The 25,273-nt window shown below is 55.0% G+C and carries 23 protein-coding genes, 1 tRNA gene and 1 other RNA gene; 18 read left to right on the top strand and 7 right to left on the bottom strand.

Annotated elements, in window-relative coordinates:
• The first annotated feature begins 13 nt into the window (after positions 1-13).
• The 3 genes from KCQ76_RS02955 to KCQ76_RS02945 all read left to right on the top strand — a co-directional run bounded on the left by KCQ76_RS02955 (position 14) and on the right by KCQ76_RS02945 (position 3,248).
• On the top strand, positions 14-1,219 hold the full coding sequence (locus KCQ76_RS02955; RefSeq protein ID WP_152646997.1) for a hypothetical protein: 1,206 nt from the start codon (positions 14-16) through the stop codon (positions 1,217-1,219).
• A 50-nt stretch (positions 1,220-1,269) separates the two neighbouring features.
• Positions 1,270-1,647: a transfer-messenger RNA gene (ssrA, locus tag KCQ76_RS02950) on the top strand.
• A 119-nt stretch (positions 1,648-1,766) separates the two neighbouring features.
• Positions 1,767-3,248 carry a glycosyltransferase 87 family protein gene (locus KCQ76_RS02945; protein ID WP_052722188.1) on the top strand — a complete coding sequence of 494 codons (1,482 nt, stop codon included), beginning with the start codon at positions 1,767-1,769 and terminating at the stop codon, positions 3,246-3,248.
• Positions 3,249-3,283: 35 nt separating this feature from the next.
• Here KCQ76_RS02945 and KCQ76_RS02940 read toward each other — a convergent pair whose 3' ends face one another.
• From KCQ76_RS02940 to KCQ76_RS02930, 3 genes are all read right to left on the bottom strand, one after another.
• Entirely contained in the window at positions 3,284-4,081 is a 798-nt protein-coding gene (locus KCQ76_RS02940; protein WP_046202617.1) for an HdeD family acid-resistance protein, read from the bottom strand.
• Between the two features lie 75 nt (positions 4,082-4,156).
• A complete protein-coding gene (locus KCQ76_RS02935) occupies positions 4,157-4,786 on the bottom strand; it encodes a DNA-3-methyladenine glycosylase I (RefSeq protein ID WP_046202616.1) in 630 nt (209 codons plus the stop codon).
• An 89-nt stretch (positions 4,787-4,875) separates the two neighbouring features.
• On the bottom strand, positions 4,876-6,294 hold the full coding sequence (locus KCQ76_RS02930; protein ID WP_046202615.1) for an alanine/glycine:cation symporter family protein: 1,419 nt from the start codon (positions 6,292-6,294) through the stop codon (positions 4,876-4,878).
• Positions 6,295-6,556: 262 nt separating this feature from the next.
• On the opposite strand from KCQ76_RS02930, the gene KCQ76_RS02925 reads away from it, so the two are divergent.
• The 3 genes from KCQ76_RS02925 to pgm all read left to right on the top strand — a co-directional run bounded on the left by KCQ76_RS02925 (position 6,557) and on the right by pgm (position 9,901).
• A complete protein-coding gene (locus KCQ76_RS02925; RefSeq protein WP_046202614.1) occupies positions 6,557-7,054 on the top strand; it encodes a MauE/DoxX family redox-associated membrane protein in 498 nt (165 codons plus the stop codon).
• A 129-nt stretch (positions 7,055-7,183) separates the two neighbouring features.
• Positions 7,184-7,957 carry a DsbA family protein gene (locus KCQ76_RS02920; protein ID WP_046202613.1) on the top strand — a complete coding sequence of 258 codons (774 nt, stop codon included), beginning with the start codon at positions 7,184-7,186 and terminating at the stop codon, positions 7,955-7,957.
• Between the two features lie 312 nt (positions 7,958-8,269).
• On the top strand, positions 8,270-9,901 hold the full coding sequence (gene pgm / locus KCQ76_RS02915) for a phosphoglucomutase (alpha-D-glucose-1,6-bisphosphate-dependent) (RefSeq protein WP_046202612.1): 1,632 nt from the start codon (positions 8,270-8,272) through the stop codon (positions 9,899-9,901).
• A gap of 55 nt (positions 9,902-9,956) precedes the next feature.
• Here pgm and KCQ76_RS02910 read toward each other — a convergent pair.
• Positions 9,957-10,029: transfer RNA gene (locus KCQ76_RS02910), tRNA-Ala, on the bottom strand.
• A 282-nt stretch (positions 10,030-10,311) separates the two neighbouring features.
• On the opposite strand from KCQ76_RS02910, the gene KCQ76_RS02905 reads away from it, so the two are divergent.
• From KCQ76_RS02905 to KCQ76_RS02895, 3 genes are all read left to right on the top strand, one after another.
• The gene (locus KCQ76_RS02905; RefSeq protein ID WP_046202611.1) at positions 10,312-11,079 is read left to right on the top strand and encodes a (S)-acetoin forming diacetyl reductase; all 768 of its coding nucleotides are present in this window, start codon (positions 10,312-10,314) and stop codon (positions 11,077-11,079) included.
• Between the two features lie 111 nt (positions 11,080-11,190).
• A complete protein-coding gene (locus KCQ76_RS02900; RefSeq protein WP_046202610.1) occupies positions 11,191-12,318 on the top strand; it encodes an LLM class flavin-dependent oxidoreductase in 1,128 nt (375 codons plus the stop codon).
• A gap of 61 nt (positions 12,319-12,379) precedes the next feature.
• Positions 12,380-13,030, top strand: coding sequence for a CE1759 family FMN reductase (locus KCQ76_RS02895; protein ID WP_046202609.1), 651 nt, complete (start codon positions 12,380-12,382; stop codon positions 13,028-13,030).
• Between the two features lie 40 nt (positions 13,031-13,070).
• Here KCQ76_RS02895 and KCQ76_RS02890 read toward each other — a convergent pair whose 3' ends face one another.
• A complete protein-coding gene (locus tag KCQ76_RS02890) occupies positions 13,071-14,234 on the bottom strand; it encodes a Gfo/Idh/MocA family protein (RefSeq protein ID WP_046202608.1) in 1,164 nt (387 codons plus the stop codon).
• 204 nt (positions 14,235-14,438) lie between these two features.
• Here KCQ76_RS02890 and KCQ76_RS02885 point away from each other — a divergent pair, with 204 nt between their 5' ends.
• The 4 genes from KCQ76_RS02885 (at position 14,439) to KCQ76_RS02870 (ending at position 17,795) form a co-directional block, all read left to right on the top strand.
• Positions 14,439-15,455 (top strand): MTB12 C-terminal domain-containing protein, encoded by a 1,017-nt coding sequence (locus KCQ76_RS02885; RefSeq protein WP_052722189.1) that lies wholly within the window; start codon positions 14,439-14,441, stop codon positions 15,453-15,455.
• Positions 15,456-15,506: 51 nt separating this feature from the next.
• Positions 15,507-16,403 (top strand): ABC transporter ATP-binding protein, encoded by an 897-nt coding sequence (locus KCQ76_RS02880; RefSeq protein WP_052722190.1) that lies wholly within the window; start codon positions 15,507-15,509, stop codon positions 16,401-16,403.
• Entirely contained in the window at positions 16,387-17,238 is an 852-nt protein-coding gene (locus tag KCQ76_RS02875) for a hypothetical protein (protein ID WP_082089766.1), read from the top strand. Before KCQ76_RS02880 ends, KCQ76_RS02875 begins: the two co-directional genes overlap by 17 nt.
• Before the next feature lie 104 nt (positions 17,239-17,342).
• Positions 17,343-17,795, top strand: coding sequence for a pyridoxamine 5'-phosphate oxidase family protein (locus KCQ76_RS02870; RefSeq protein WP_046202606.1), 453 nt, complete (start codon positions 17,343-17,345; stop codon positions 17,793-17,795).
• A 6-nt stretch (positions 17,796-17,801) separates the two neighbouring features.
• Here KCQ76_RS02870 and nadE read toward each other — a convergent pair whose 3' ends face one another.
• A complete protein-coding gene (gene nadE, locus KCQ76_RS02865) occupies positions 17,802-18,638 on the bottom strand; it encodes an NAD(+) synthase (RefSeq protein WP_221914784.1) in 837 nt (278 codons plus the stop codon).
• A 261-nt stretch (positions 18,639-18,899) separates the two neighbouring features.
• Between nadE and ykgO the strand changes: the two genes are divergently transcribed.
• The 4 genes from ykgO (at position 18,900) to nrdE (ending at position 22,956) form a co-directional block, all read left to right on the top strand.
• Positions 18,900-19,022 carry a type B 50S ribosomal protein L36 gene (gene ykgO / locus KCQ76_RS02860; RefSeq protein WP_012732041.1) on the top strand — a complete coding sequence of 41 codons (123 nt, stop codon included), beginning with the start codon at positions 18,900-18,902 and terminating at the stop codon, positions 19,020-19,022.
• Between the two features lie 827 nt (positions 19,023-19,849).
• Positions 19,850-20,083, top strand: coding sequence for a glutaredoxin-like protein NrdH (gene nrdH, locus KCQ76_RS02855; RefSeq protein WP_046205115.1), 234 nt, complete (start codon positions 19,850-19,852; stop codon positions 20,081-20,083).
• 187 nt (positions 20,084-20,270) lie between these two features.
• On the top strand, positions 20,271-20,702 hold the full coding sequence (gene nrdI, locus KCQ76_RS02850; protein WP_046202603.1) for a class Ib ribonucleoside-diphosphate reductase assembly flavoprotein NrdI: 432 nt from the start codon (positions 20,271-20,273) through the stop codon (positions 20,700-20,702).
• Between the two features lie 97 nt (positions 20,703-20,799).
• Complete coding sequence (gene nrdE, locus KCQ76_RS02845; RefSeq protein ID WP_046202602.1) at positions 20,800-22,956, top strand: class 1b ribonucleoside-diphosphate reductase subunit alpha; 2,157 nt, start codon at positions 20,800-20,802, stop codon at positions 22,954-22,956.
• A gap of 157 nt (positions 22,957-23,113) precedes the next feature.
• Here nrdE and KCQ76_RS02840 read toward each other — a convergent pair whose 3' ends face one another.
• Positions 23,114-23,602 (bottom strand): ferritin, encoded by a 489-nt coding sequence (locus KCQ76_RS02840; RefSeq protein WP_041628867.1) that lies wholly within the window; start codon positions 23,600-23,602, stop codon positions 23,114-23,116.
• A gap of 407 nt (positions 23,603-24,009) precedes the next feature.
• Between KCQ76_RS02840 and nrdF the strand changes: the two genes are divergently transcribed.
• Positions 24,010-25,020: a class 1b ribonucleoside-diphosphate reductase subunit beta gene (gene nrdF / locus KCQ76_RS02835; protein ID WP_046202600.1), complete on the top strand. Its 1,011-nt coding sequence runs from the start codon at positions 24,010-24,012 to the stop codon at positions 25,018-25,020.
• The last annotated feature ends 253 nt before the right edge of the window (positions 25,021-25,273 follow it).

Below are 25,273 nucleotides of genomic sequence, written 5' to 3'. Positions count from 1 at the left end.
TGAGGGAGGAGCAATGATGGGGGACTCAGATCTGTTCGCTCCCGAAGTATGGACCGCCCAGCATCCGACCCGTGGTGCCATCAAGTTAACCATCGCTACCCCTGAACATCTGCGCACTATCGACGCGGGTTGGCCGGAGATCATCACCGACGACAAAGACGAGGACGGGAAAGACCGCGACAAGGATAAGGGCGGTTCGAACGGCGTCGACAAGGGGGTCGGCGAGGACGTCGAAAAAGACAAGGACGGCCTAGAGGATAAGGAAGAAGAGAAGCGACAGAGTCAAGTAAAAGTTGCCCAAGCGTTCGCGAAATCCGACCGCGAGTTTAAGACTTCGATGGCGCGGCGAATCAAATGGGTCACGAAGCGGGGGAGAATAGGGCGCAAAACAGGAAGCTTTCTTGAACGATGGGAAGCGTCGCCATCTAAAGGATTACTTCTCGAGATTGAAGACGAACCCTATGCCCGTTTAGAGAAGCTGTCGAAATATGTATTGCCCGCTGAGAAGCCCCTCAAGCCCGGTGAATACACCAATAGTCGCTCTCCCCGAGATAAACCGCGTGTTCAGGTCGATGTGAATCCTTTGGGGGAGCTGATGTCGGCCTTCTATAAGGAGGATAAGGATACTGTTTTAGCCCTCGAACCGCCTGAAGATTCCCGGTCAGCACGCCGTTTTACGGAGATGCAAGAATCGCCCTGGAAGGGATTTCTCTATCCCATGATCGCGGGCACATCAAAGGCTGGATGGGCGATCTTTGTCTTCATTGTTCTTCCGCTCCTCGGCCGAATCATGGATTGGCTTCTTGGTCTATTGCCTGACTTCAATATTCCGTGGCCGTCCATACCGTTGCCGCATATTCCCTGGCCGTCGATATCGTTGCCGCATATTCCCTGGCCACATATTTCATGGCCTCGCATCCCGTGGCCGCATTGGAACCTACCGTCAATCCCTCTGCCGGATTGGGTTGTTTTCCTCATCGACCATCCGAGGATGTGGGTTCCCATCGTTATCGGGCTCGTCGTCGGTGTGACGGCGTGGCGGAATCATAGGAAATCGGAACGCGCGAAGAAGAACACAAAAAACAACCTCGCGGTCAATCAGTCCGACAACGCCTCTTCTAACAACACGCCTCCTGCCAAGACGCCCAAGGAAAGAGACGTCGTCGAGAAGGACGAGCGAAGTTCCCAGCCCCTTGACTCATCTGAGAACCCGGAGTAACTTCGATTCTCCACGTTTGTTTCGCATGCGTACCCGCAAACGTGTGATGAGGGGCCGATTTTGGTTTCGACTCCGTTCTTCAAGCCAGGGGAAGCGTGCCGGTGCAGGCTAGAGACCACCGTTAAGCGTCGTAGCACATTGATAAGCGCCGAGAATACTCAGCGCGACTACGCTCTCGCTGCTTAATCTAGCGAAGCGTGTCTGTCAGCCCAGGTTCGTTCCCGGCCTGGATCCTGGCATCGTTGAGGGAACTTGCCACACCGTTGTGTTGTCGGGGCGTTGTGGGACTTCTTACTGACAACTGGGCCTGTCATCCAGACAAGTTCGCCTGATCTGGAAGGCCGAGTAGAGACTCCGCGCGAACTGCGCACGGAGAAGCCCTGGCGCGATGACGGAGGACCCGAGTTCGATTCTCGGCGGCTCCACCAGACACACCCCGGTCGTAACAGACCGGGGTTTCGTCGTACAAGTCATAATCCCCAGTCATCAACGTTGTATCGAACGTGCTTCAAGGGTGTTTATGAGTGAGGTCGGGCTGGGCTAGGACGTGGCGAGGTCACAATATATTATCGACGCTGTGCAAATTCGTCGTCCGCAAAAATATGAGCCGACTCAAGAACCGGCTCCAGAGAGAAAGCCCATCCGAGGTGGGCTTGGCATATCTCTCGGATTGATCTTTTTAGCGGTCTGGGCGATTATTCGTTACACCTCGTCGAGTGTGCGGAATAAAAATCTCGGCAATTTGTTTGTGTGGCCCTTGGACTTTTCCGTTTATTACAAGGCTGTCCAGCACGTTTCCGAGGGGCACAATTTGTATGGCAAGGACTATATTTTCAACTTGCCCTTTACCTACCCGCCCTTCGCGGCCGTCGCGTTCACCCCGATGACGCTGGTTGATCGCAAAACACTTGCTGTGTATTGGCAGATAGGCTCCCTGATTGTCCTTTTCGCGGTGATCATCGGGATTTTGAGACAACGTGGCTATAAATGGTCTTTTTCACTGATTATCATTTCCCTTGCCACGGTATTTGCTTCATTTAATCTCTCGGCAATTCATGGCACATTCTTTTTCGGCCAGGTCAATATTTATTTGATGGGCCTCGTTGCCCTGGACTTTCTTCGTCGCAAAACGAACTTTGGACGCGGAATAGGAACGGGGCTCGCTGCAGGTATAAAACTTACGCCTGCGTTCTCGGTACTCATTTTTATCATCGAGCGGCGCTGGAAAGCCTTGATCACCGCTGTCGTCGTTTTTGCTGCAACAATCGTTGCCGGGTGCATCATCATTCCGGACGGATCGAAGTATTGGACCCATTACATGTTCAATACGGACCGGATCGGGCCCCAAAGTAATCCAGGGGCCCAGTCGCTCCGGGGAGTGCTGTACCGGCTGCATATCGACAACCAAATGATGGTATGGATCGAGCTATCCATCGCGATCGTCCTGGTGTTCTGCATCGCAGCTTTCGGCGCGATCAAACGCGGTAATGTCGCGATGGCCCTGTGTCTGTCGGGAATAACCGCACCAATTATTGCCCCATTTTCATGGTTCCACCATTGGGTTTTCCTCGTCCCCCTAGCAGTCTTGCTTATCGACGCTATTGCGCGCGGTCTCACGGCGCCGATCAGGTTGATTCAGAACAAACGTGTGCGGTGGTCTTTAGACCAGGTGGCGGGGTTGTGTGCGGTCGCTCTCGTCAGCGTGATCTACATCCCGTTTGTCAGCCAGTACAGTGTGCCGGCGTTTAAGCACCTTCAGCAGAATGAGTCCTCGGACCCAGCGATTGTTCGTGGAAGTTTTGTGTACACCGGTATCGCTATTCTCGTTGTCGTTGCGTTGTGGTATTCGGTGGTTTTGGTTATCGACGCAATCCGCGGCCGCGATGAGCAGGCTGCCTCGCCAGAAAACACGTGGTTCGGCGACGGAGCGGGCGGAAACGAAAAAGAGCCCCTGGTCATGGTGTCCCAGGGGCAAAGTGACTTCAGAGAGCATGAAGCCTGGGCCTATTATGGCCCAGACGACAAGTGATGCTCACGAAGATGAGGTGATGTTACGTCCGCGCGCTAGCGGCGAGACGATGAGAAGAACCTGCGGCCGCGGACGCCAGCGATGATCATCATGATCCCAAAGGCGGCGAGCATGATGCCCATCAAGATGGTCAGGCTGTAGAGGCTCGTCAGGGGAGCGATGATAAAGATAACGCCCAAGACGATGGACAGGATGCCGCTCCACGTCAGGTAGCTGGAGGACCCGGACATCCGGGAGATCACTCGGCCGGTGCTAAACGTCGTGAGCCCTTGAGCTAAAGCCATGAAACCGATGGCGATCACGATGACGGCACCGAAACTCTGCGGTGAGATCAGGGCGCCGATGCCGGCGAGGACGAGGAGGATGCCGAAGAAGGCGCCAATGCCAGGGAGGACGGGGATAGATTTGGTGGTGAGACCGAACCAGACAAGTGCACCTCCGGCCAAAATGGAGAAGATCCCCGCGGCCCACGCAAAGACGCTAATTCCAGCATGAGGCCAGATCGCCACGACAAGGCCGACAACGGTGGCTAGTCCTCCTAACGCTGCTAGCCATCCCGATCCTTTGGAGGCGACGGCAGCGACTGGGCTTTCGCTCATTAATGACCCAAGCCCACCAAAGCCGGGGCTATTCCCAAACGCAGAGGCATATCCTGAGGAAAATCCTCCGGCGCGGTCATAACCAGCTGAGGACCGGTCGTCGTTACTAGCTGAGGAGCCACCGTCGGCCCGTCGGCCATCGGCACCGTAGACGGCGTCGGGCTCGAAAGGATCGTCGGGAGTCCCCTTTCCTTTCTTGTTGTTATCGCCTGGTGTTGATGAATTATTAGTCATGATTCTCCATTTCTCTAGTACTGTTGTTCCTATTTTTATTATTACCGAACCCGAGTATTCCCGTAAGGAAGGTAATTAATCGACGGAATCCAAGGGGTGATAAGCACCGACGAGATGCGTATCCACGATTCCTAATGCTTCCATAAGCGCAAACATCGTGGTCGGGCCGACGAAAGAAAAGCCTTTCTTCTTCAACGTCTTCGCTAGCGCTGCTGATTCCGGCGTACGCGAAGGGATGTCGGATAACCGAAAAGGCCTGGGCAGTGGGGTGGAAGCATAAGACCAGACCACGTCGGAGAGATAAGAATTTTCTTCGTGGAGTTTAAGAGTTGCCTGTGCGTTCCTAATAGTCGCCCGAAGCTTTCGTTCATTACGAATGATTGCCGGGTTTGCCATGAGCGACGCCACCGCATCCTCGTCGAAAGTGGCGACGATATCTGGATCAAAGTTGGCGAACGCTTCCCGAAAAGCCGGTCGTTTACGCAAAATGGTTGACCATGAAAGGCCGGATTGAAACGCCTCGAGGGAGAGGCGCTCGAACACGCCCGATTCTGTTTTCACCGGCATGCCCCATTCGGTGTCGTAATACTCCATCAGCAGCGGGTCCGACGCTGCCCATGGAGGACGCGCTCGCCCGTCCTCACCCATCACGAGGTCAGGAGAGCGACGACCCTGCGCGGTATCCCCATCGTGTAGACCAGACATACTTCGAGTGTGGCATATCTTGATCGCGGTGTGCTTGCAGTAGGGCTGTGCGGTTCGACGCTCGGGCCGTGTAAGCCACCGCCAGCGGACTACCGCCAGTCGGTTCCCTGTTCCTTAAGGAATGCCGCACATTGCTCCGCATTTGCTTTCAAACGCGGATCCCAGTCGAGGTAAGCCTTGGTCTCGCGGGCGATGAGCCCGGACAGCACGAGAAGACCGATCAAGTTAGGAATGGCCATCAGACCGTTTGCGAGGTCGGCGAAGGTCCACACGGTACTCAGCTCTGTCGTCGCACCGACGAACACAACGGCGGTGAACACCATCCGGTAGGGGAGGGATCCCCAGCGCCCGAATGCCCGCTGCGCACACCGTTCGCCGTAGTAGGACCACCCCAAGATCGTGGAAAAGGCGAAGAACACGATGGACAATGACACGATTGTTCCGCCCCATTGGCCAGGTAGCGCGGTCGAGAACGCGTCGGCTGTCATGGTGCCAGCAGCGTCTTCACCATGGTTCCACACCCCCGTGGTAATGACGACGAGCCCGGTGAACGTCACCACGATGATCGTGTCGATAAAGGTCTGAGTCATAGACACGAGGCCCTGTCGCACCGGGTGAGTCGTTTTCGCAGCTCCAGCGGCGATCGCTGCAGAACCCATACCGGATTCGTTAGAGAAGATACCTCGCGCAACACCCATCTGAATGGCAATGATGATCGACGATCCAGCGAATCCGCCGACCGCAGCGGTACCCGTGAAGGCGTCGGTAAAAATGAGGCTGAGTGCGTGAGGGATCTGGTCAGCTTTCATAGCTAGGACCACCGTGCCGCCGACGATGTACACCAGGATCATCAGTGGGACGAAGCCGGACGTGATTTTCCCGATCGCCTGGATTCCGCCGAGCAATACCGCGCCGACCAGGATAAACATGAAGATTCCCGACACCCATGGGTCAATCTGGAAGGAGTCCTCAAGCCCTGTCGCAATAGCGTTGGCTTGGGTCAAGTTGCCGATACCGAAGCTGGCGATAATCGCGGCGATGGTGAAGAACCATCCCAAGAATGCGCCGAAACCGTTGGGGATTCCTTTGGTGAGGTATCGCATCGGGCCACCGGACATCGTGCCCTGGCTGTCGGTTTCGCGGAACCGCACACCGAGGAAGGCTTCGGAATACTTCGAGGCCATCCCCACGAGGCCGGTGATCCACATCCACACCAACGCGCCGGGACCACCCACCGAAATAGCCGTCGCGACACCGACAATATTGCCGACGCCGACGGTCGCCGCGAGGGCCGTCGTCAATGCTTGGTATTGCGTGATGTCGCCTTCTCCGCCATCGTCTTCGCGGTCGAGCAGCCCTAGCCGCAAGGCCGAGAAGATTTTGCGGAACTGGACGGCTCGTAGACGATAGGTGAGCCATAGGCCAGTTCCCAGCAGCAGGGGGATGAGGACGAATGGGCCCCATACGACGGAGTCAACGTCGGAAAGCCAGGAGGAGAAGGAATCCATGGATAAAAAGATACAGATTGGCTGTGAAAAAACTTATTAAATCCTCAGAAAATGTGAAGAATTAACATAGTTGTAGCATCGAGACACGTCAGCGACACGGTTGCTACCAGGCTCAATCAAAAATAAGAGTTCCGACGATAAAGAACGACGAGGAAGCACGGCTAGGAGCGGGTTACCGTGGTGCTGCGCGTGAGGCTATGCTGGAGCTCCATTGCGAGGCGCCCGGAAACGGATGTGCCGATCACAGGAAAGATGGAAGTACATGGATACGGTGGTGCAGAGCGGAAACGCGGGCTCACAAGACGGCCACAAGACTCTCATTCTCGATATCATCAGCCTGATTACCCGTCTGGCTATGGCCGCAGTATGGATTATCAGTGGAATTTCGAAACTACGTGATTCACTGCAAACTCAGCAAGCAATCAATGCTTATGAAATTCTTCCCAGAGATGTCATTTCACCACTCGCGGCAGGGCTGCCGGTGTTCGAAATCGCGCTGGGCGTGCTGTTGCTACTCGGGATTTTCCTGCGCCCAGCTGCGGTGGTCTCCATCGGTCTGTTGACTGTATTTATTATCGCGATCATTTCCGCGTGGGCCCGAGGGCTCAGCATTGATTGCGGATGTTTCGGCGGTGGCGGAGCGAATCCCAATGCGGGACCCTCCACCTATCTGACCGAGATAGGACGCGACCTTGGGTTTATAGTACTTTCGGTATGGACCGTGTGGCGGCCGTTTAAGAGGTTCGCATTGCATCCGTAGTTTTCATTGCGGAGTTCCAAAGATGGTACCGGTGGGTTCCATCTATGAAAGGAATCCGTAAACTAGGTAAAGCTATGGGCGCGATGCTGGTTCGCGTCACCATGTGAAAAGTAAACTGCGAGGACTTCATTGAGTAGTAACAAGATTAAAGCGCCAAATGAGAAGAATAACGGTTTTATCTGGGCGATTGCCGTCATCGTTATTATTATCGCCGTGGTGATTGGCTTTGTCATTATTAATGACAAGAACAACAGCTCGTCCTCAAGCGACGCCGCCAAAGACCAAGCCGACGTCACCGCAGAGTTCAATCTTGACGGCTCGACAGCGAACTTCAAGAGCAGCGACGCTAAGTCAGACGTTCCCACCGTCGATCTGTATGACGACTTAACGTGCCCCCACTGTGCTGACCTGGAGTCGAGCACTGGACAGTCTCTTCTCGACGCTGTTAACCAGGGGAAACTGAACCTGAACATCCGCACGATGAACTTCCTGGATAAAGGTCAGAACGGAAAGCTTGACGAGCAGGGCCCAGCAACCAAGGCTTTGACGGCGCTGTACGCGGTGGCCAAGTCGGGTGACGGAAAGCTGTATTGGAACTATCGAGCCAGCCTGTTTGAAAACCAGCAGAAAGTTTATGGTTCGTGGGGCTATGACAACTTTGCAGACCTTGCCAAGGATATGGGCGCATCCAAGGGTGTCGTGAAAGACATCAAGGACGCGAAGTATCACAAGGACGCCCTGAAATTGGCTGAGGACAATGAAAAGAAGCTAACCAAGGAAGGCGATGGGCAGGTGTCTAGCCCGCGCGTCTTCGTCAACGGTAAAGAACTCAAGTTGCAGTCCTCTGACCAGCACGCATTCGAGGATTGGGTGCCTCAGGCTGAAACAGGCAAGGTCGAATAAGCGTCGAATAACCGGTATTCGCTGAGTCCGTAGGGGACTTTCGGTTAATTTCCGGCCCCTCGTTTCAGACGCACCATTAAGGGAGCCAGTCAAAAAGGAGACTGGCTCCCTTTTTTCGATATCCGTCCTGTTCTCGTTGGCGTCCGCTGTGGCGGATACATTCACCTCTTTGGCTCAATACACAACACGATCGGGAAAGCCCCCACGTGGGGATACAGGGGTGCAGCTTTCGTCGAAAAGGGGGAAACTAGGGGATGAAAGTTTTAATTGTCGCCGATTATCAGCGTTGTCTTATCTCTGAGGAGGCCCATCATGGCACACCCCCGCGCCGGCCAGCTAGCTCAGCCCGAGGATCTTATTGACCTCGCCGAACTCGTCACTGCGTATTACACGAAACATCCGGATCCGGAAAACATCGATCAGCAGGTCGTTTTTGGCACGTCGGGGCACCGGGGGTCATCGCTGGACACCGCCTTTAACGAGGATCACATCCTCGCGACGACGCAAGCGATCGTCGATTACCGCAAAAAGGAAGGCATCGACGGCCCGCTTTTCGTCGGCCGCGATACGCATGGCTTGTCAGAGCCAGCGATGATTTCCGCCCTGGAGGTTCTCGTCGGCAATAAAGTGACGACGCTTGCGGATTCAGCGGGGAAGTACACGCCGACGCCTGCTGTGTCCCACGCGATTTTGACGCATGAGCACCCGAAGGCTGATGGCATTGTGATCACGCCGTCCCACAATCCGCCGCGCGATGGGGGATTTAAATACAATCCGCCGACGGGTGGCCCTGCCGGGACGGACGCGACGGGGTGGATCGCGGATCGTGCCAATGAGTACATCGCGCAGGGGCTCAAGGGGGTCACGCGCACGCCCGTCAGTGGAGTGACGGATTGGGGGGACTACCTCAAGCCCTTCGATTTCATGTCGGATTACATTGATGACCTTCCGTCGATTGTGAATCTTGATGCGATTCGCGATGCGGGAGTCCGCATTGGTGCTGACCCGATGGGTGGCGCATCGGTGGATTACTGGGGTGCGATCGCGGATAAGCATCGGCTGGATCTCACCGTGGTTAACCCGCTGGTCGACGCGACATGGCGGTTCATGACCTTGGACACCGACGGCAAAATCCGTATGGATTGCTCTAGCCCGAATTCCATGGCGTCCTTGGTGCATAATCGCGATAAGTACGACATCGCGACGGGTAACGACGCCGATTCTGACCGTCACGGCATCGTCACTCCTGACGCTGGCCTCATGAATCCGAACCACTATCTGGCCGTCGTCATTGATTACCTCTTCGCGCATCGCCCGGAGTGGGCGGACTCGACGGCCGTCGGGAAGACGGTGGTGTCGTCGTCGATGATTGACCGTGTCGTCGAAAAATTGGGCCGTAAGCTTGTTGAAGTTCCTGTTGGGTTTAAGTGGTTTGTCCCGGGGCTGATCTCAGGCGAGATTGGCTTTGGTGGGGAAGAGTCGGCCGGGGCTTCATTCCTTCGTTTCGACGGAACCGTATGGTCGACGGATAAGGACGGGCTGATCCTCAACCTGCTGGCCAGCGAGATCAAAGCGGTCACGGGAAAGACGCCGTCCGAGCGGTATGCGGAATTGGCGGAGGAGTTCGGTGCTCCGGCCTATGCGCGTACCGACGCTGAGGCCAACCGTGAGCAGAAGGATCGGCTGAAGAAGTTGTCTCCGTCGGACGTCACCGCGACGACCTTGGCCGGGGAGGAGATCACTAACAAGTTGACCGAAGCGCCTGGTAACAATGCGGCGATTGGTGGTCTGAAAGTCGTGACCGAGAACGCGTGGTTCGCTGCTCGGCCGTCGGGCACCGAAGATAAATACAAGATTTATGCGGAGTCCTTCAAGGGCGACGACCACTTGGCTGAAGTTCAGCGCGAGGCGCAGCAACTCGTTGAAGACGTGCTGGGCAAGTAAAATCTTGAGCACATACGACGAATTCCCTGGTCATCGCTGACCAGGGAATTTTTTGTGGAGCTAACGGGACTCGAACCCGTGACCCCCACACTGCCAGTGTGGTGCGCTACCAGCTGCGCCATAGCCCCTTAGACCACGATTAATTTACTCATCGGGAAGATATTAGACAAATCACCAGGTGGGTACGTTGATTTCGCTGGCAGTGCGTTGCCAACGAGTGACCAACGAGTTGATAGAACGTCGTCGTGAGTGCGCAATTTTTTATCGGTCTGGGTCCTCCTTTTCCGCGTACACTGAGTGTGTAAGTAAGTGTCCACTCACTTGTTGTGTCGTTCTGGTCACTTACCCCCCGATATCGATGTCATGCTGCTTCGAATGAGTGGGGAAGCAGCGTTTTGGAAGGATTCATGATGCAGAAGGTCGCATTCATCACCGGCGCTGGTCAGGGCATTGGTGAGGCTATCGCAAAGCGCTTGGCCAACGATGGTTTCGCCATCGCAGTCGCGGACTTTAATAATGACACCGCGGAAAAAGTCGCCAAGGACATTTCGGCGCAGGATGGTGGCAAGGCCGTCGCCGTGCACGTCGATGCGTCGGATCGCGATTCCGTCTTTTCCGCTGTCGACGAGACCGTCGAGAAACTGGGGCGTCTGGACGTCGTCGTTAATAATGCTGGTCTTGGCCCGACGACCCCGCTGGAAGACATCACCCCCGAGCTGTACCACAAGGTGTTCGACGTCAACGTGGGCGGAACCCTGTGGGGAATTCAGGCCGCGATGAAGTACATGAAAGAGACCGGCGGGAAGATCATTAACGCGTCGTCGCAGGCAGGTCAGGTGGGCAACCCAGAATTGGCCGTTTACGGTGCGACGAAGTTCGCTATTCGGGGTATTACGCAGACCGCTGCTCGTGATCTTGCGAAGTATGGGATCACGGTGAACGCGTACTGCCCGGGCATTGTGGATACGCCGATGATGCGTGGCATTGCTCAGGAAGTTGCTGATAACGCTGGCAAGCCATTCGAGTGGGGCATGGAGCAGTTCGCGCAGAACATTACGTTGGGCCGTTTGTCGAAGCCTGAGGATGTGGCCGCATGTGTCTCCTATCTTGCTGGTCCGGATTCGGATTACATGACAGGGCAGGCACTCCTGATTGATGGTGGCATGGTCTTTAACTAGGCCTACTAGCTGCGATTTTGCCAGTCAGTGGGATGTGGGAATACTTTTCATGATGTTTTGTTGATATGTCATGTAAACGGTTTTGCCCATTATCGAGGGAAGGATTGAATGATGCAGTTCGGACTATTCACTGTTAGCGACATCACGACGGATCCCACCACCGGAAAGGCGCCCACCGAGCATGAGCGCATCCTGGCGTGGGACGCGATGGCCAAGAAAGCGGAAGAAGTTGGCTTAGATGTCTTCGCTATCGGCGAGCACCACAACCCTCCGTTCTTCTCCTCGAGCCCCACGACGGCACTGGCGCACCTCGCGGCCAAATACCCGAAACTCCGGTATTCAACGTCGACGACGCTGATCACCACAAATGATCCGGTGAAGATCGCTGAAGATTACGCCATGCTGCAGCATCTCACCGACGGCAACATCGATCTCATGATGGGCCGCGGTAACACCGGTGCGGTATACCCGTGGTTCGGAAAAGATATCCGCAAGGGAATCCCGCTGGCTATCGAGAACTATCACCTGCTGCGTCGGTTGTGGCGTGAAGAGGTGGTGAATTGGAAGGGCGAGTTCCGCACCTCGCTTCAAAGCTTCACCAGCACTCCGCGGCCGTTGGACGATACGCCACCATTTGTGTGGCACGGTTCCATCCGCTCGCCGGAAATCGCAGAGCAGGCTGCCTATTATGGCGACGGCTTCTTCCACAACAACATATTCTGGAATATCGAACACACACAGCAGATGGTGAAGCTCTACCGTGAGCGCTATGAGCACTACGGGCACGGATCTGCTGACCAGGCAATCGTCGGCCTTGGTGGTCACGTCTTTATGGCGGATACCGAAGCAGAAGCCAAGAAGTTCTTCCGCCCCTACTTTGATAACGCACCTGTCTATGGCCATGGCCCGTCGCTCGAAGAATTCGAAGCCATGACACCGTTGACGGTGGGCACGCCAGAGCAGGTTATCGAGAAATACCTCGGGTACGCCGATGCTGTCGGGGACTATCAGCGTCAGCTATTCCTGGTGGATCACGCTGGTGTTCCACTGGAGAACGTGCTGGAGCAGATCGAAATCCTGGGTAAGGAAGTTGTCCCGGTGTTGCGTCGCGAGTTTGAGGCACGACGTCCAGCGCACGTCCCGTCAGATCCGCCGACGCATGCATCGCTGGTTGCTGAAGGTCCGGATTCTCCGTTCCATCTGGTTCAGCCGGTTAAGGCATATGAAGAAAATAGTTAAGCTACCGTGCATTCTTAGCTAGCTATTAATACATCGGCGAATCAGAAAGGCATAACGGATAATGAAGAAAGTCGCGGTTATTAACGCAGGGGTGGGAACGCCCTCGAACACCAAGATGCTCATTGATTCCATTACTGGCGCATTAGAGTCTCAGGTGTCCAAGCGTGGCGACGCGGTCGAGATTGAGATCATTAACCTGCGGCCCCTTGCTAATGAACTAGCCACAGTGATGACGACCGGTATGGCCGGTGAAAAACTCACACAAGCGAAGAAAACGCTCTCGGCTGCCGACGGCGTCATCGCCGCCTCCCCGGTATTTACCTCGAGCTACACCGGGCTATTCAAGATGTTCATGGATTCCCTAGACACCAATGCTCTCAACGGCATGCCGGTGCTGATCGCGGCGACAGCGGGCTCTCCTCGCCATGCCCTCATGCTCGACTACGCGATGCGCCCGCTGTTCACATACTTGCGCGCTACGGTCATGCCTACGGGTGTCTTCGCAGCCACTGAGGACTTCGGCCAAGAGACTGACCTCACGCGCCGGGCCAACCGCGCAGCGTCGGAGCTTGCTGGTTATCTCTTGGCGACGACGGGAGCTGTGGAAGGATTCGGCCCCGACCTGACGGAGTCGGCCCCCGAGCGCAAGGACGGTGTCAACGTTTCCCACTCCCGCGACTTTGAGGATCTTTTGCGCGGTCACGAGGGGTAACCGCTGGCGAGGGGCGCCGGGAGAATAAACCCCCGGTGAGCTAGAGTTCCTCAGGTGCTTTCACAGCGATGTCATCCTCGCCCGGCTTTGACGGGGCGGGGATTTCTTGTGCTTCGTCAGCGCTAATTCGGCGTTCCCGCGTCCGAGGCTCAAGCGAAACAGGACGTCCGGTTTCCAGCGACTCTTTGACCGCCTCACAGACGCGGATATCGAGCAGGCCCTCTTCGCCGTCGGGCTCGGGCTGTTTATTTTCGCGGACGCACGTGAGGAAATAGCGGGTTTCACCAGCGAATTGATCCTTGGCGTCGTAGTGCCATTCGTGGGTGGTATCAGTCCCGCTGCCTTCTTTGTCGGCAAGCGACACAGTCGCGTGAAGATCGGAGCCTTCACCCCACATGTACGACGACGGGGACACGACCGTCCCCTTAGAGGCTGCTAGTGTGAAGCCCTCGGCTGAGGACGTCGAGTAACTCGCCGTAAATTGGGCAGTCCGTCCGCTGTCGAATCCAAGAGAAATGCTGACGGTTGGGGTGGTGTCCAGACCGGTGCCCTCGTGGTGGCCGCCGATCGCGTAAACGGTCGTCGGTTCTTCTTCATACAGATTGCGAACCATGTTGAGCGGGTAGACCCCGAGATCGGGAACCGGGCCACCCCAGAACCCGTGGTTCGCGCGGTGATTCTCCGGGTTAATTGTGTGGCTGAACTGCGATGTGAAGTAACGCGCATCGCCGAGTTTGCCAGAGCGGACAAGCTCGACCAGGTCAATCATGAACGGGTCGGTGTGCATCCGATAGGCGAGCATGAGCGTCGTGCCCGTCTCGTTGGCCGCGGCGATCATAGCCTGGCAATCGTCGACCGACGGGGCCATGGGCTTTTCACACAACACGGGAATCCCGGCGTGAAGTGCGGGGATGGTGAATTCACGATGGCGATCGACCGGCGTCGCAACGTAAACAGCGTCGATATCGCCGGAGTTGAGGAGTTCCTGGTAGTGGTCATAGGAATAGCCGGGGACGTCATAACGCTCGGCCTTTCCGGGATCCGACGTGACGACGGCGGCGAGCTGCGCTTCCGGTAACTGTGCGAGTCCCGGAAGGAAGGCTTGCTGCGCGATCTGCCCGAGCCCGACGACAGCGAAGCGATAGGGGAGGTCGGGTGATCCTGGTTTGTTCGATGATGTGTTTTCCAATGTGTTATTCGACATAGACGCCAGGGTAGGTCTGAATCCTCGATCGCGTCGAGTGTGAGTGCTCGGGAGCTGGAGGGTGTACGGGAAGCTGGGGTGTGTAAGCAGTGTGAAGTCCGCGATATTAAATGAGAAATTACTATGCGTATTTAAAAAATTAGGCTAATCTACACACATCTCCCTTTTTGTTCAAGGTTAAACTGCACATAGGCGGCGCCCCTCATGTCCTCCAAACCCCTGGGCCCAGATCAGTCCAGCCCGTCAGAATTCGATCCACCCCAGTCGGGCTCCGACAGCCAGTCAGATTACAGCGGCCAGTCGGATAATCCCCCGACGGATAACTTCAGCCTGGAGGAGAGTGCTCAGCAGAGCGGTGCGAACCGTCGCGTGAACTGGCCGACCGTCATGATGGCCGGCGGGGTAGCGGCTATCGTTGCGGCGGTCATCTTGGCGATTGGCGTCGTCGGTTTGTCTCGCCACGGAGACGACAATTCAGCCGCCTACGTCGCGGAAGAGACCACCGATGCGCAGGGGCATAAGGTCATCAAGAAGTCGCCGGTCCCGTCGAGTGCGAAGAAATCGAAAGATGCTTCCGGGAAAAATTCGCACGATAAGAATAAGACTGACAAGGGATCCACTGGCGGAGCCCTGGGTGCTCCGACTGAGGGGAAGAAAGCGTCGTCGTCGGGCGGAAACTCGGATTCGAGTTCGGGGTCCGGATCGAATGGCAATGATAATGGCTCGGATTCTGATTCGTCTCAGAACGGGCAGGATGAGTCTGATGCCGGAGATAATGATGCCGACGATAGCAGCGTATCGGACTCGGATTCCGGAAACCGCAGGTGGACGCCGTCGTCACCGTTGCCGGCCAACTACACGGTGACGGATCCCAATCCTTCGCTCGACGAGCTCAACGGGATTGTGTACTTCCTGACTGCGACGGATGCCTCGGATGAAGCTAAGAAAGCGAATATTGAGGCACCCGATGCTGTGGTCGTTCCAAAGACTGTCTCGAGGATCGGTCTATTCCGTGCTCCACGTGGTGGGAGCCGGCTAACCGGACCCATGGAGCGAAACGGCGACACCATTACTGTTCAGCTTCACTCTTTCTCTGCAGGGATTCCCGACATTTCAATGCCTATCAACTTTGTCTACAAAGACGGGAATTGGCGGTTGGCTAGTTCATCAATGTGTCAGGGTGTGAAAACCGTTGGTCTTCCGATCTATTGCAACGCTTAGGGAAAACGCTGAGGTAATCAGCGTGATGAGTGTTCAGAAAAGGTCAGCGTCGTGATACTGCTGGATAACATTCGTTATGAAGTCGGCCCAGGTAGCCGTCGGCTATGGTCCAGGACGACGAGTAGTAAACACCGTGAATCAGGCGCACATCGCGGGTCGAGTCAGGGCCGGAATGTCGCTACACGAGGTAGTCGGCCCGACTTCGCATTGTCGGATGTGTCACTGCGTTTCGATAATTCCACGATTACGTACCTCGTCGGCCTTAATGGTGTGGGCAAATCGACGCTGTTAAAAATTATGGCTGGCATTGTGCCGGTCGCGTCGGGAGTGGTCAGCGTGGATGGCGCTGAACCGCGGAAATGGGAAGGGCCCGGCCGCTCATTGGGAGTGTTCCTGGATACAACGGCGAGCGAAATGAAGCAGTCGGGGCGTCATCATTTGCATTGGGTAGCGTCGGCAAAACGGCTGTCTTGGGATGAAGCCGACGACATGATTGTGCGGGTTGGGCTCGAGGCCGTGGCAGATAGGCCAGTGCTCAGTTATTCGCTCGGTATGCGTCAGCGGTTGGGCGTTGCGACTGCGCTGCTCGGGTGGCCGCGGAACATCATTATGGACGAGCCGATGAATGGCTTGGACCTCGCGGGCATGTTGTGGTTGCGGTCCTTGATGCGGGATCTGGCCGAGCGTGGTCACTGCGTTGTGGTGGCCTCCCACCATTTCGCAGATGTGGAGCGGACTGCGGATCGGGTTGTTTTGCTCGAGGGCGGGACTATCGTGTCGCAAGGTTCGGTACGCGATGTGGTCGGGGCTCATGCTTCGTTGGAGGAAGCGTTTATCGACGCGATTCCCCGCGCGCTCAATCACGCGGTAGCAGTTGGGAGCAACGGCGTGATGCCCGTCGGCCACAATAATGCTGGGAGGGGGAGTGGCCATGCCGGCCAGATCTGACAGCGCCCAGATGAACAATGCCACGAGTAAGTCGGGACCGTTTCCCTGGCGCGCGTTCTATTCCGCATGGACCTCAGAGTGGGTGCGGCTAAGCGGCTGGCGAGGACCTTTTATACGTGTTCTCGTGCCATTGGGCATCATTCTTCCCTTGGTGGTGACGCTGGTCATCGGCGGTGTCGCGGAATCGCTGCACGGTAACGGTGGCTTGATTCAGGTTCGTGAAGTATCGACGCCGAACGCGAACTATTGGGTGATCTACCTGGGAATAACCATGTATGCTGTCGTCGCGACCTACGCCCAAGCCTCCTCGATGCGAGGGCCCGTTGGCGAGCTGGACTCCGTACTGCACCCACAACCAGTCCCGTCGATCATCGCTCGCTGGCTAGTCGTTTCGGTCGCTGCGGCCATCGGATCGTTTTTCTCCGTCCTTATGGTGATGGTTGCCTTGCCGGCGTTATACCCGCAGGTGTACGGATCTGTGTCCGCCTCAAGCGTCGAGGGTGTGCGGTTCTTGTGGGGGGCGCCCCTCTATGCGGTCGCGGCGTGCGGGATCGGTGTGGGAATCGGCGCGCTCGTTGCGGTCCCGGCGGCCGCGATTACCGTTATCACGGTGTGGTCGCTCTTGATCGAGAACGCCATCGTGTTCGTCCCTCGCGGGGGTGAACTTGTGGGGTGGATGCCGTTTCTGAACGGAATTTATGGCACAGGTCAAGAGATAGCTCTCGAGCCGCCGTGGAGCAGTAACGGCTCGTCGCTCTACGTCATGGGGTGGGCTGCAGTGATTATGCTTTTGGGCACCTGCTCAGCGGTTAGACGGTCGCGTCGGCCCCGCTAGCAGGCGCCTAACATGCACCAGGACTAGGGGGTTCGTCGTGTCGCGTTGGCACCCGAAAGGGGGATTTCGCTGTGGCGAACGTGTTTTTAGAGCAGAATAGACACATGAGCGACGAGAACATCATCACTGAACTGTCCGACGAGGAAGTCTTCGACTTCCTCTCTTCTGTAAAGCTAGGGCGCCTGGTTGTCAGGTCCGGTGAGGACATTGACATTTACCCGGTCAATTACGTTGTTGATCCCGGCGACGGCGACCGTCCGAAGTCCATCCTTTTTCGCACGTCAGAGGGGTCAAAGCTAGTCTCGCTGACCGTCAACGATAAGGTCCTTTTCGAGGTTGACTCTTTTGACGAGTCCGACGCCACATCGGTCGTCATTCGCGGTCGGGCACATCGCCTGACCAGCACCGCAGAGATCAACGAAGCAGACAAACTTGAGCTTAAGCCGTGGCTTCCCACGCTGAAATACAACTATGTACGGGTCGTCCCAGACTCCGTGTCAGGCCGTCACTTCAAACTTGGCGACGAACCTGACCGGTATATGAGCACGAAATACTAGCACAGATTATTGCTTCCACCACGTGTCGGTAGGAGCGACCGGCATGCTGCGCTTATGGCGGCTCACCGTGTAGAGATGCTCGATGCGATCGATGGCTTCCTGGGGCAGCCGGTCGACGCCTTCGAGGTAGTCGTCGATCTGTGAGTAGGTCACGCCGAGTGCGTCTTCATCGGGGAGCGCAGGTCGGTTGTCTTCCAGGTCCGCTGTGGGAACCTTGCTCCACGTGCTGGGGGGTGCGCCGAGTTCCTGAAGCAGCGCTGCACCCTGCCGTTTTGTTAGACCTGAGAGGGGGAGAACATCCGCGCCGCCGTCGCCGTACTTGGTGTAAAAACCGGTTACGGCTTCTGCAGCATGGTCAGTGCCGACGACGAGGAGGCCAAGCTGCCCGGCCGCCGCATATTGGGCAACCATGCGGATGCGTGCTTTGACATTTCCACGGTTGAAATCTGTGAGACAGTGAATTCCTAGCGACGCCGATACAGTCTTTGTTAACGCTTGGGCCGCATCTTTGATATTGATGGCGACGGTTCGATCCGGCTCGATGAAGTTCAGGGCGCGCTGGGCGTCGTCCTCATCTGCTTGCTCACCGTAGGGGAGCCGCACCGCGTGGAAACGTACCTTGGTTCCTTCTTGCTCGCGGACACGCTCGACGGCGAGTTGGGCCAGGCGGCCAGCTAGCGTCGAATCCTGGCCTCCCGAAATGCCCAGGATAAAGCCCTTAGCCTGCGTGGAGATCAGGTACTCGGCCAGGAATGAAACTCGTCGTTCGATTTCTTCCTGTGGATCAATGGTGGACTGGACGCCAAGGGAGCGTCGTATGTCGTCGCGAAGATCGCTTGTCATTCCACCATGGTAAAACGGTTGGGCTGCTGATGTACACTGGTGTCGCTAATTCACGTACACCGGTGTGGGGTAGGTGAGGGATTGGGCATAAAGTTTTGGATTTCGGCCTGGTCGCGGTACCATAGCGGTTCGTGTCATAGTCATGTGGGTGAACTGCGATGATTTCTCAGGGATTATCCGCACCAGACTGTGTTGTGTAGTGGCCGATCACCACAGGTGGTTGGCTTTTACTAGCCCAGCCGACGAAGAAAGGAGCGCCCGATGAAGGTCCGTAAGTCCCTTCGGTCGCTGAAGAACAAGCCGGGCGCTCAGGTTGTGCGCCGTCACGGCAAAGTTTTTGTGATCAACAAGAAGGATCCTCGTTTCAAGGCCCGCCAGGGTTAATTGACTCAGTGGCCGTAGCTGGCAGTCAGCAAGTGCTGTATAGAAGCCGACGGTCGTCATTGAGCTGAGCACTGAAGTAGCGCCGAACCGGCAGCTTTCCGTTAGGGAAGGTTGCCGGTTTTTGCGTTCCGTTGGCAGGGTGGTGGGTGCTCTGGTTTTACGACAAAAGTGTGTCCGCGTGCGGGAAAACTGCGGGGGTGTATCAAGGTCGGTGGTGAAAACTGCGGGGGAATACGGGCGAAAAAGGGCCGAAAATTGACCATATTCTCCCGCACTTTTATTTGAGGGGGCATATTCCCCCGCACTTTTGGGCTCCAGGTGTAGCTTTCCCGCAGTTTTCCGTCTACCGACTTCTTCTTCCGCGCGTCGGTGCGTCGCGCCCCAGGAAATGGGTTCTTCCAGGGGTGTATTTACGGTTAGTCACGAGGGCACAATCCTCCAGGATTCTGTCCGCATCGATCACCCGGTGGGCGCTCTGGCACATGGGTGAAACATCGTGCTTCACGGACGAGGTTGTGCGGTTCGCGGATGATGAACATCTATGTAGTAAAACTGATGCTTAAATCGGGCCGGCATACATGTAGTGATTCGTAATAGTGACGACCTTGGAATTTCGTCTTTGTAATTACTATATGTAGTGGTGTTGAGCCGATTCAAATTCTATCTATTGTGTTTTTGCCGTCGGTGGGATAGAGTTAATTCCCGTTGCACGGGCCGAACAAAGGGTGAGGATCCGCCGGATAATCACTTCGTTCTCGCGGTAAAAGTGCCCGTCGATAAACAATTGCCGCAGCAAAAGTAGTGCATCAACAGAGGGAGAATTTTCTATGGCCGTCACCGTCTACACCAAGCCCGCCTGTGTTCAGTGCACTGCTACAAAGAAGGCTCTCGATCGTGCGGGCGTGGACTACGAAACTGTCGATATCGCCATGGACAGCGACGCTCGCGACTACGTGATGGCTCTGGGTTACCTGCAGGCCCCTGTTGTTGTCGCTCAGGATGAGCACTGGTCGGGGTTTCGTCCGGATCGCATTAAGAGCCTGGTCGCCTCCGCTGCATAAGGCGCCGCAGTACACGTCGTCGCCGTTCGACGAGGACTCGCGTGGCGCGAAACCTTATCTTTTGGTTGTTCTGCAGAGTTAATAGGTGGTTCCCTGCAATGCGTGGCCCCGCCTCATTTTCATTTTTCTTTCCGTTTTAACAGTTCGTTTTAACAGTTTCAGTCACCAGAAAAGATGAAAAATAATCATGTACCTCGTCTATTTTTCTTCGGCGACGAATAACACGCAGCGGTTCGTCGATAAGTTGGGTATGCGGGCAGACCGGATACCGCTTCGACGTACCGAACCTGACCTGATCGTCGACGAGCCATATGTCTTGATTTGCCCAACATATGGCGGTGGGGCGTCGATAAGCCGGCAGGAAACGAGGCCTGTGCCCACCCAGGTGATTCATTTCCTGAACAATGAGCAAAACCGCAGCTTGATTCGGGGTGTTATCGCATCGGGTAACACCAACTTTGGCCCAGATTATGGGGTCGCGGGCGATATTATCGCAGAAAAGTGTCACGTTCCTTATCTCTATCGGTTCGAATTGATGGGAACTCAGGAGGACGTGGCCATCGTGAAACAGGGCCTCGCTGCATTTGAGGCCAATGGGATGAGGCGGCACGCAGCATAAGTAATGCGAATCGCCTGTATGGACTCTCATCACAGACCGAACATCAATTACGAAAAGTCAGTACAGAAGTTCCCTCTCAACTATTAGGAGTTTCTAGGTGTCAGATCTCGGCAAAACAGTAGCAGAACCTGTTCGGTCTACAGAGCAGTTAGATTTCCACGCTCTGAATGCCATGCTTAACCTCTATGACGAGAATGGCAAGATTCAGTTCGATAAAGACCGCGAAGCGGCTAATCAATTTTTCCTTCAGCATGTTAATCAGAACACGGTGTTCTTCCATGATCTGGAAGAAAAATTTGATTACTTGATCAAGAACAACTATTACAACGGTGACGTTGTCGAGAAATATGAATTTTCCGACATTAAAGATCTGTTCAAGCAAGCCTATAGCTATAAGTTTCGCTTCAAGACGTTTTTAGGCGCATACAAGTATTACACCTCATACACGTTGCGCACTTTTGATGGAAACCGTTACTTAGAGCGGTATGAGGACCGAGTATGCATGGTTGCCTTGGGGCTTGCTGACGGTGATATTTCGCTAGCACGCCGGCTCGTCGACGAAATTATTCAGGGCCGTTTTCAGCCAGCAACCCCGACGTTCCTCAATATCGGTAAAGCTCAGCGTGGTGAGCCGGTTTCATGCTTCCTTCTTCGTATCGAAGACAATATGGAGTCGATTGGTCGCTCTATCAACTCTGCTTTGCAGCTATCTAAGCGTGGCGGGGGAGTAGCGCTCCTCCTGTCTAACCTGCGTGAACAAGGCGCTCCGATCAAGAAGATTGAGAACCAATCGTCCGGCGTCATTCCAGTAATGAAGCTCCTGGAGGATTCCTTCTCTTACGCCAACCAGTTGGGTGCGCGTCAGGGAGCCGGTGCGGTTTATCTACACGCACACCATCCGGATATTTTGCGATTCTTGGATACCAAGCGTGAAAATGCGGACGAAAAGATCCGTATTAAAACCTTGTCACTGGGTGTAGTTATCCCTGATATTACGTTTGAATTGGCCAAGCGTAATGATGATATGTACTTGTTCTCGCCGTATGACGTTGAACGAGTCTATGGGAAGCCATTCTCGGACATCGGCATCTCTGAGCACTACGACGAGATGGTGGAAGATCCTCGCATTAAGAAATCGAAAATTAATGCGCGGCAGTTCTTCCAGACATTGGCCGAGATTCAATTTGAGTCCGGTTACCCGTACATTATGTTTGAGGATACAGTTAATCGCGCGAATCCCATTGCTGGGCGCATTAATATGTCTAACCTCTGCTCAGAGATTCTCCAGGTCAATAGCCCGTCGGAATTTAACGCGGACCTGACCTACGAACATATCGGTGACGATATCTCGTGCAACCTCGGTTCGCTGAACATTGCAATGGTCATGGATAGCGATGACTTCGATGGAACCATCGACACCGCTATCCGTGGGTTGACTGCGGTCTCGGATCAGACGTCGATCGATTCGGTGCCATCCGTCCGGCAGGGCAACGAGCATTCCCACGCGATCGGCTTGGGACAAATGAATCTGCACGGCTACTTGGGTCGCGAGCATATTTACTATGGCAGCGAAGAAGCGCTCGATTTCACCAACGCGTACTTCGCTGCCGTCATGGTGGCCTGCCTCAAGGCATCCAATCGCCTCGCCAAGGAACGGGGCGTGACGTTCACCGGCTTTGAGGACTCCGATTACGCGTCGGGTGCCTTCTTTGATCGGTATGATCCGAAGGACTTCGCGCCGAAAACAGAGAAGGTCAAGCGCATCTTTGAGGAATCGTCGATTTCGGTAACGACGCCTGAGGAGTGGGCCCAGTTACGGGAGGATATCCAGCAGTACGGCCTCTACAACCGAAACCTTCAGGCTATTCCTCCAACGGGTTCTATTTCGTATATCAACAACTCGACATCGTCGATTCACCCGATCGCGTCGAGAATTGAAATCCGTAAAGAGGGCAAGATTGGGCGCGTGTACTATCCCGCACCACATATGAACAATGACAACCTTGATTATTTCAAAGATGCTTATGAAATAGGATATGAAAAGGTTATCGATACGTATGCGGTAGCGACGAAATACGTCGACCAAGGGCTGTCGCTTACCTTGTTCTTTAAAGACACCGCAACGACGCGCGATATTAACCGCGCACAGATTTATGCGTGGAAGAACGGGATTAAGACCCTGTATTACATTCGTCTGCGGCAGGCGGCATTGGAAGGCACAGAGGTCGAAGGTTGTGTCTCCTGCATGCTGTAACGGCTGGGCTGTAACGGTGCGCGATGCGCGCTGTCACAGCCGTGCCGTAACAAGTGGGGCCGAAGCGGGCATAAAAACAGGCCCCATATCGTGACGATATGAGGCCGTTGGTTATCTAACTAGCCGGCGCAGGCCAACTAGTTTTTCCTACTTGGTTTTAGCGCTGACCAAGCTCAGCATCGAGGCGGAGAATGCCCGCACCGTCATCGCCAACAAGCTCAAGGCGATCGAGAATCTCGTTAACCGTGTCCTCTTCTTCGATCTGTTCGGTCAAGAAGCGGTCGATTAACTGGCGGGAATCAAGGTCACCTTCAGCATCTGCAGTCTTAGCAAGATCGCGAATCAGGCCCGATACCTTCTTCTCATGCTCAAGAGCAGCCTGGAATGCGTCCTTTGCCGACTGAATGTTGAGCTCAGGAACGGAAAGGGTCGAGATGGTCACCTGACCACCGCGAGCCAAGATGTGGTCGCTGAAAGCGTGAGCATGTCCGAATTCCTCATCGACTTGTTCGCGCATCCAGTCCCGCATGCCTACCAAGCTGAGGCGATCAAGCTCCAGCCCTAGTTGCTTGTAAACGAGTGCCGCCTGGAGTTCGGCGTTGAATTGGTCATTGAATGCTTTCTGCATTGTGTCACTGATAGCCATGCCCCGATTATATAAAACTTTTTTGTTTTGGCCAATTATTTTTGAAAAAATTTTATGACTGAATTTTTTAGTTTAAGCAAAAAACAACCGGAATGCGGGTTTTAGGGTTCGCTACCGTCCGATTTATTCTCCACGATATTTCATTACCCTCTCTCCAGATTCACAATTTTAGAATTAAACCTACGTCTAGTTTTTAAGAAAGTTGGCGTTGTCCTATGAATCTAAAATTCGCGGCTTTAACCAAAGGAGGTCGAACAATTTTCACACACAAAACCGCCACTTACGCTAAAGATTTGATTCGCACGATGACAGGGGAGCCTATGTCGTCGGGTAAGGGCTAGACTTGGCCGGTACGGGACTGACGGATACTGGCAGTTGATATTTACAGTGTTGAAAGGGGCACTTTTATGAAGAAGACCAACGCAATCACACCGGTCCGATGGGGGACAAACGCAAACAACCACGATCGCCCCATCGCTGCCATCGATTGGAACACCATTCCCGATGACAAAGACCAAGAGGTGTGGGACAGGCTGACAGGGAACTTCTGGCTACCAGAGAAAGTTCCGCTTTCTAATGACATCAAGAGCTGGGGCACCCTCAACGAGCTGGAACAGCGCACCACGATGCGCGTATTCACCGGCCTCACCATGCTGGACACCATCCAGGGCACCGTCGGCGCGGTTTCTCTCATTCCCGACGCCCTCACGCCGCACGAAGAAGCCGTCTACACCAATATTGCGTTCATGGAATCGGTCCACGCCCGCTCCTACTCGTCGATCTTCATGACGTTGTCGTCGACACCGGAAATCAACGACGCCTTCCGGTGGTCCGAGGAGAACGAGAACCTCCAAGACAAAGCCCGGATTGTTCTCGACTACTACGAGGGTGATAACCCCTTCAAGCGGAAGGTGGCGTCGACACTTCTTGAGTCTTTCCTCTTCTACTCGGGCTTCTACTTGCCGATGTACTGGTCCAGCCACGGCAAGCTCACCAACACTGCCGACGTTATTCGCCTGATTATTCGCGACGAAGCAGTCCACGGCTACTACATCGGTTATAAGTACCAGCGCGGGCAGGAGGCCCTGACACAGTCCGAGCGCGATGGCCTGAAAGAATACACCTTCGATCTTCTCTACGAGCTGTATGATAATGAAACGCAGTACACCGAAGATCTCTATGACGAGCTGGGGTGGACGGAGGACGTCAAGCGTTTCTTGCGCTACAACGCCAACAAGGCCTTAAACAATCTGGGGTACGAAGCGTTGTTCCCTGCCGACGAAACTCGCGTCAGTCCGGCGATCATCTCGTCCCTTAACCCCGGAGCCGACGAAAACCACGACTTCTTCTCGGGATCGGGATCCTCCTATGTAATAGGTAAGGCCGAATCCACGACCGACGAAGACTGGGATTTCTAAGGCAGCTCGAAGCCAGCGTCGGAGATAACGCCCACAATCTGTTTTTAGTTCCTGAGGCCGACACGTCTCTTCCCCCTACTGTGTGGAAGATGGCCGAAAGGGCTGGCCTTTATGTGGGACACAGCGTTACTATATTGAACATCGTTGGTGTACTTAAGGCTATTGTCCGCCGATCTTCAGAAAACTTTCAGGCGCCCTCGTTGAGTTGTTGGACATCGCAACAACCTGTTCGACGTTGTTTGCGCTGGTGACA

It is taken from the genome of Corynebacterium parakroppenstedtii, from assembly GCF_019754935.1.
Taxonomy (GTDB): domain Bacteria; phylum Actinomycetota; class Actinomycetes; order Mycobacteriales; family Mycobacteriaceae; genus Corynebacterium; species Corynebacterium parakroppenstedtii.
Note: the sequence above shows the minus strand (reverse complement) of the source record. Positions and strands in the feature narration are given on the sequence as shown.

Excerpts from the sequence above, each read along its gene's own strand:
- KCQ76_RS02900 (WP_046202610.1), top strand. The coding sequence starts at position 11,191 with ATGCAGTTCGGACTATTCACTGTTAGCGACATCACGACGGATCCCACC.
- KCQ76_RS02905 (WP_046202611.1), top strand. The coding sequence starts at position 10,312 with ATGCAGAAGGTCGCATTCATCACCGGCGCTGGTCAGGGCATTGGTGAG.
- pgm (WP_046202612.1), top strand. The coding sequence starts at position 8,270 with ATGGCACACCCCCGCGCCGGCCAGCTAGCTCAGCCCGAGGATCTTATT.
- nrdH (WP_046205115.1), top strand. The coding sequence starts at position 19,850 with ATGGCCGTCACCGTCTACACCAAGCCCGCCTGTGTTCAGTGCACTGCT.
- KCQ76_RS02885 (WP_052722189.1), top strand. The coding sequence starts at position 14,439 with ATGTCCTCCAAACCCCTGGGCCCAGATCAGTCCAGCCCGTCAGAATTC.
- KCQ76_RS02840 (WP_041628867.1), bottom strand. The coding sequence starts at position 23,602 with ATGGCTATCAGTGACACAATGCAGAAAGCATTCAATGACCAATTCAAC.
- nadE (WP_221914784.1), bottom strand. The coding sequence starts at position 18,638 with ATGACAAGCGATCTTCGCGACGACATACGACGCTCCCTTGGCGTCCAG.
- nrdF (WP_046202600.1), top strand. The coding sequence starts at position 24,010 with ATGAAGAAGACCAACGCAATCACACCGGTCCGATGGGGGACAAACGCA.
- KCQ76_RS02925 (WP_046202614.1), top strand. The coding sequence starts at position 6,557 with ATGGATACGGTGGTGCAGAGCGGAAACGCGGGCTCACAAGACGGCCAC.
- KCQ76_RS02895 (WP_046202609.1), top strand. The coding sequence starts at position 12,380 with ATGAAGAAAGTCGCGGTTATTAACGCAGGGGTGGGAACGCCCTCGAAC.
- KCQ76_RS02940 (WP_046202617.1), bottom strand. The coding sequence starts at position 4,081 with ATGACTAATAATTCATCAACACCAGGCGATAACAACAAGAAAGGAAAG.
- KCQ76_RS02930 (WP_046202615.1), bottom strand. The coding sequence starts at position 6,294 with ATGGATTCCTTCTCCTCCTGGCTTTCCGACGTTGACTCCGTCGTATGG.
- KCQ76_RS02890 (WP_046202608.1), bottom strand. The coding sequence starts at position 14,234 with ATGTCGAATAACACATTGGAAAACACATCATCGAACAAACCAGGATCA.
- KCQ76_RS02870 (WP_046202606.1), top strand. The coding sequence starts at position 17,343 with ATGAGCGACGAGAACATCATCACTGAACTGTCCGACGAGGAAGTCTTC.
- ykgO (WP_012732041.1), top strand. The coding sequence starts at position 18,900 with ATGAAGGTCCGTAAGTCCCTTCGGTCGCTGAAGAACAAGCCGGGCGCT.
- KCQ76_RS02935 (WP_046202616.1), bottom strand. The coding sequence starts at position 4,786 with ATGTCTGGTCTACACGATGGGGATACCGCGCAGGGTCGTCGCTCTCCT.
- KCQ76_RS02955 (WP_152646997.1), top strand. The coding sequence starts at position 14 with ATGATGGGGGACTCAGATCTGTTCGCTCCCGAAGTATGGACCGCCCAG.
- KCQ76_RS02875 (WP_082089766.1), top strand. The coding sequence starts at position 16,387 with ATGCCGGCCAGATCTGACAGCGCCCAGATGAACAATGCCACGAGTAAG.
- nrdI (WP_046202603.1), top strand. The coding sequence starts at position 20,271 with ATGTACCTCGTCTATTTTTCTTCGGCGACGAATAACACGCAGCGGTTC.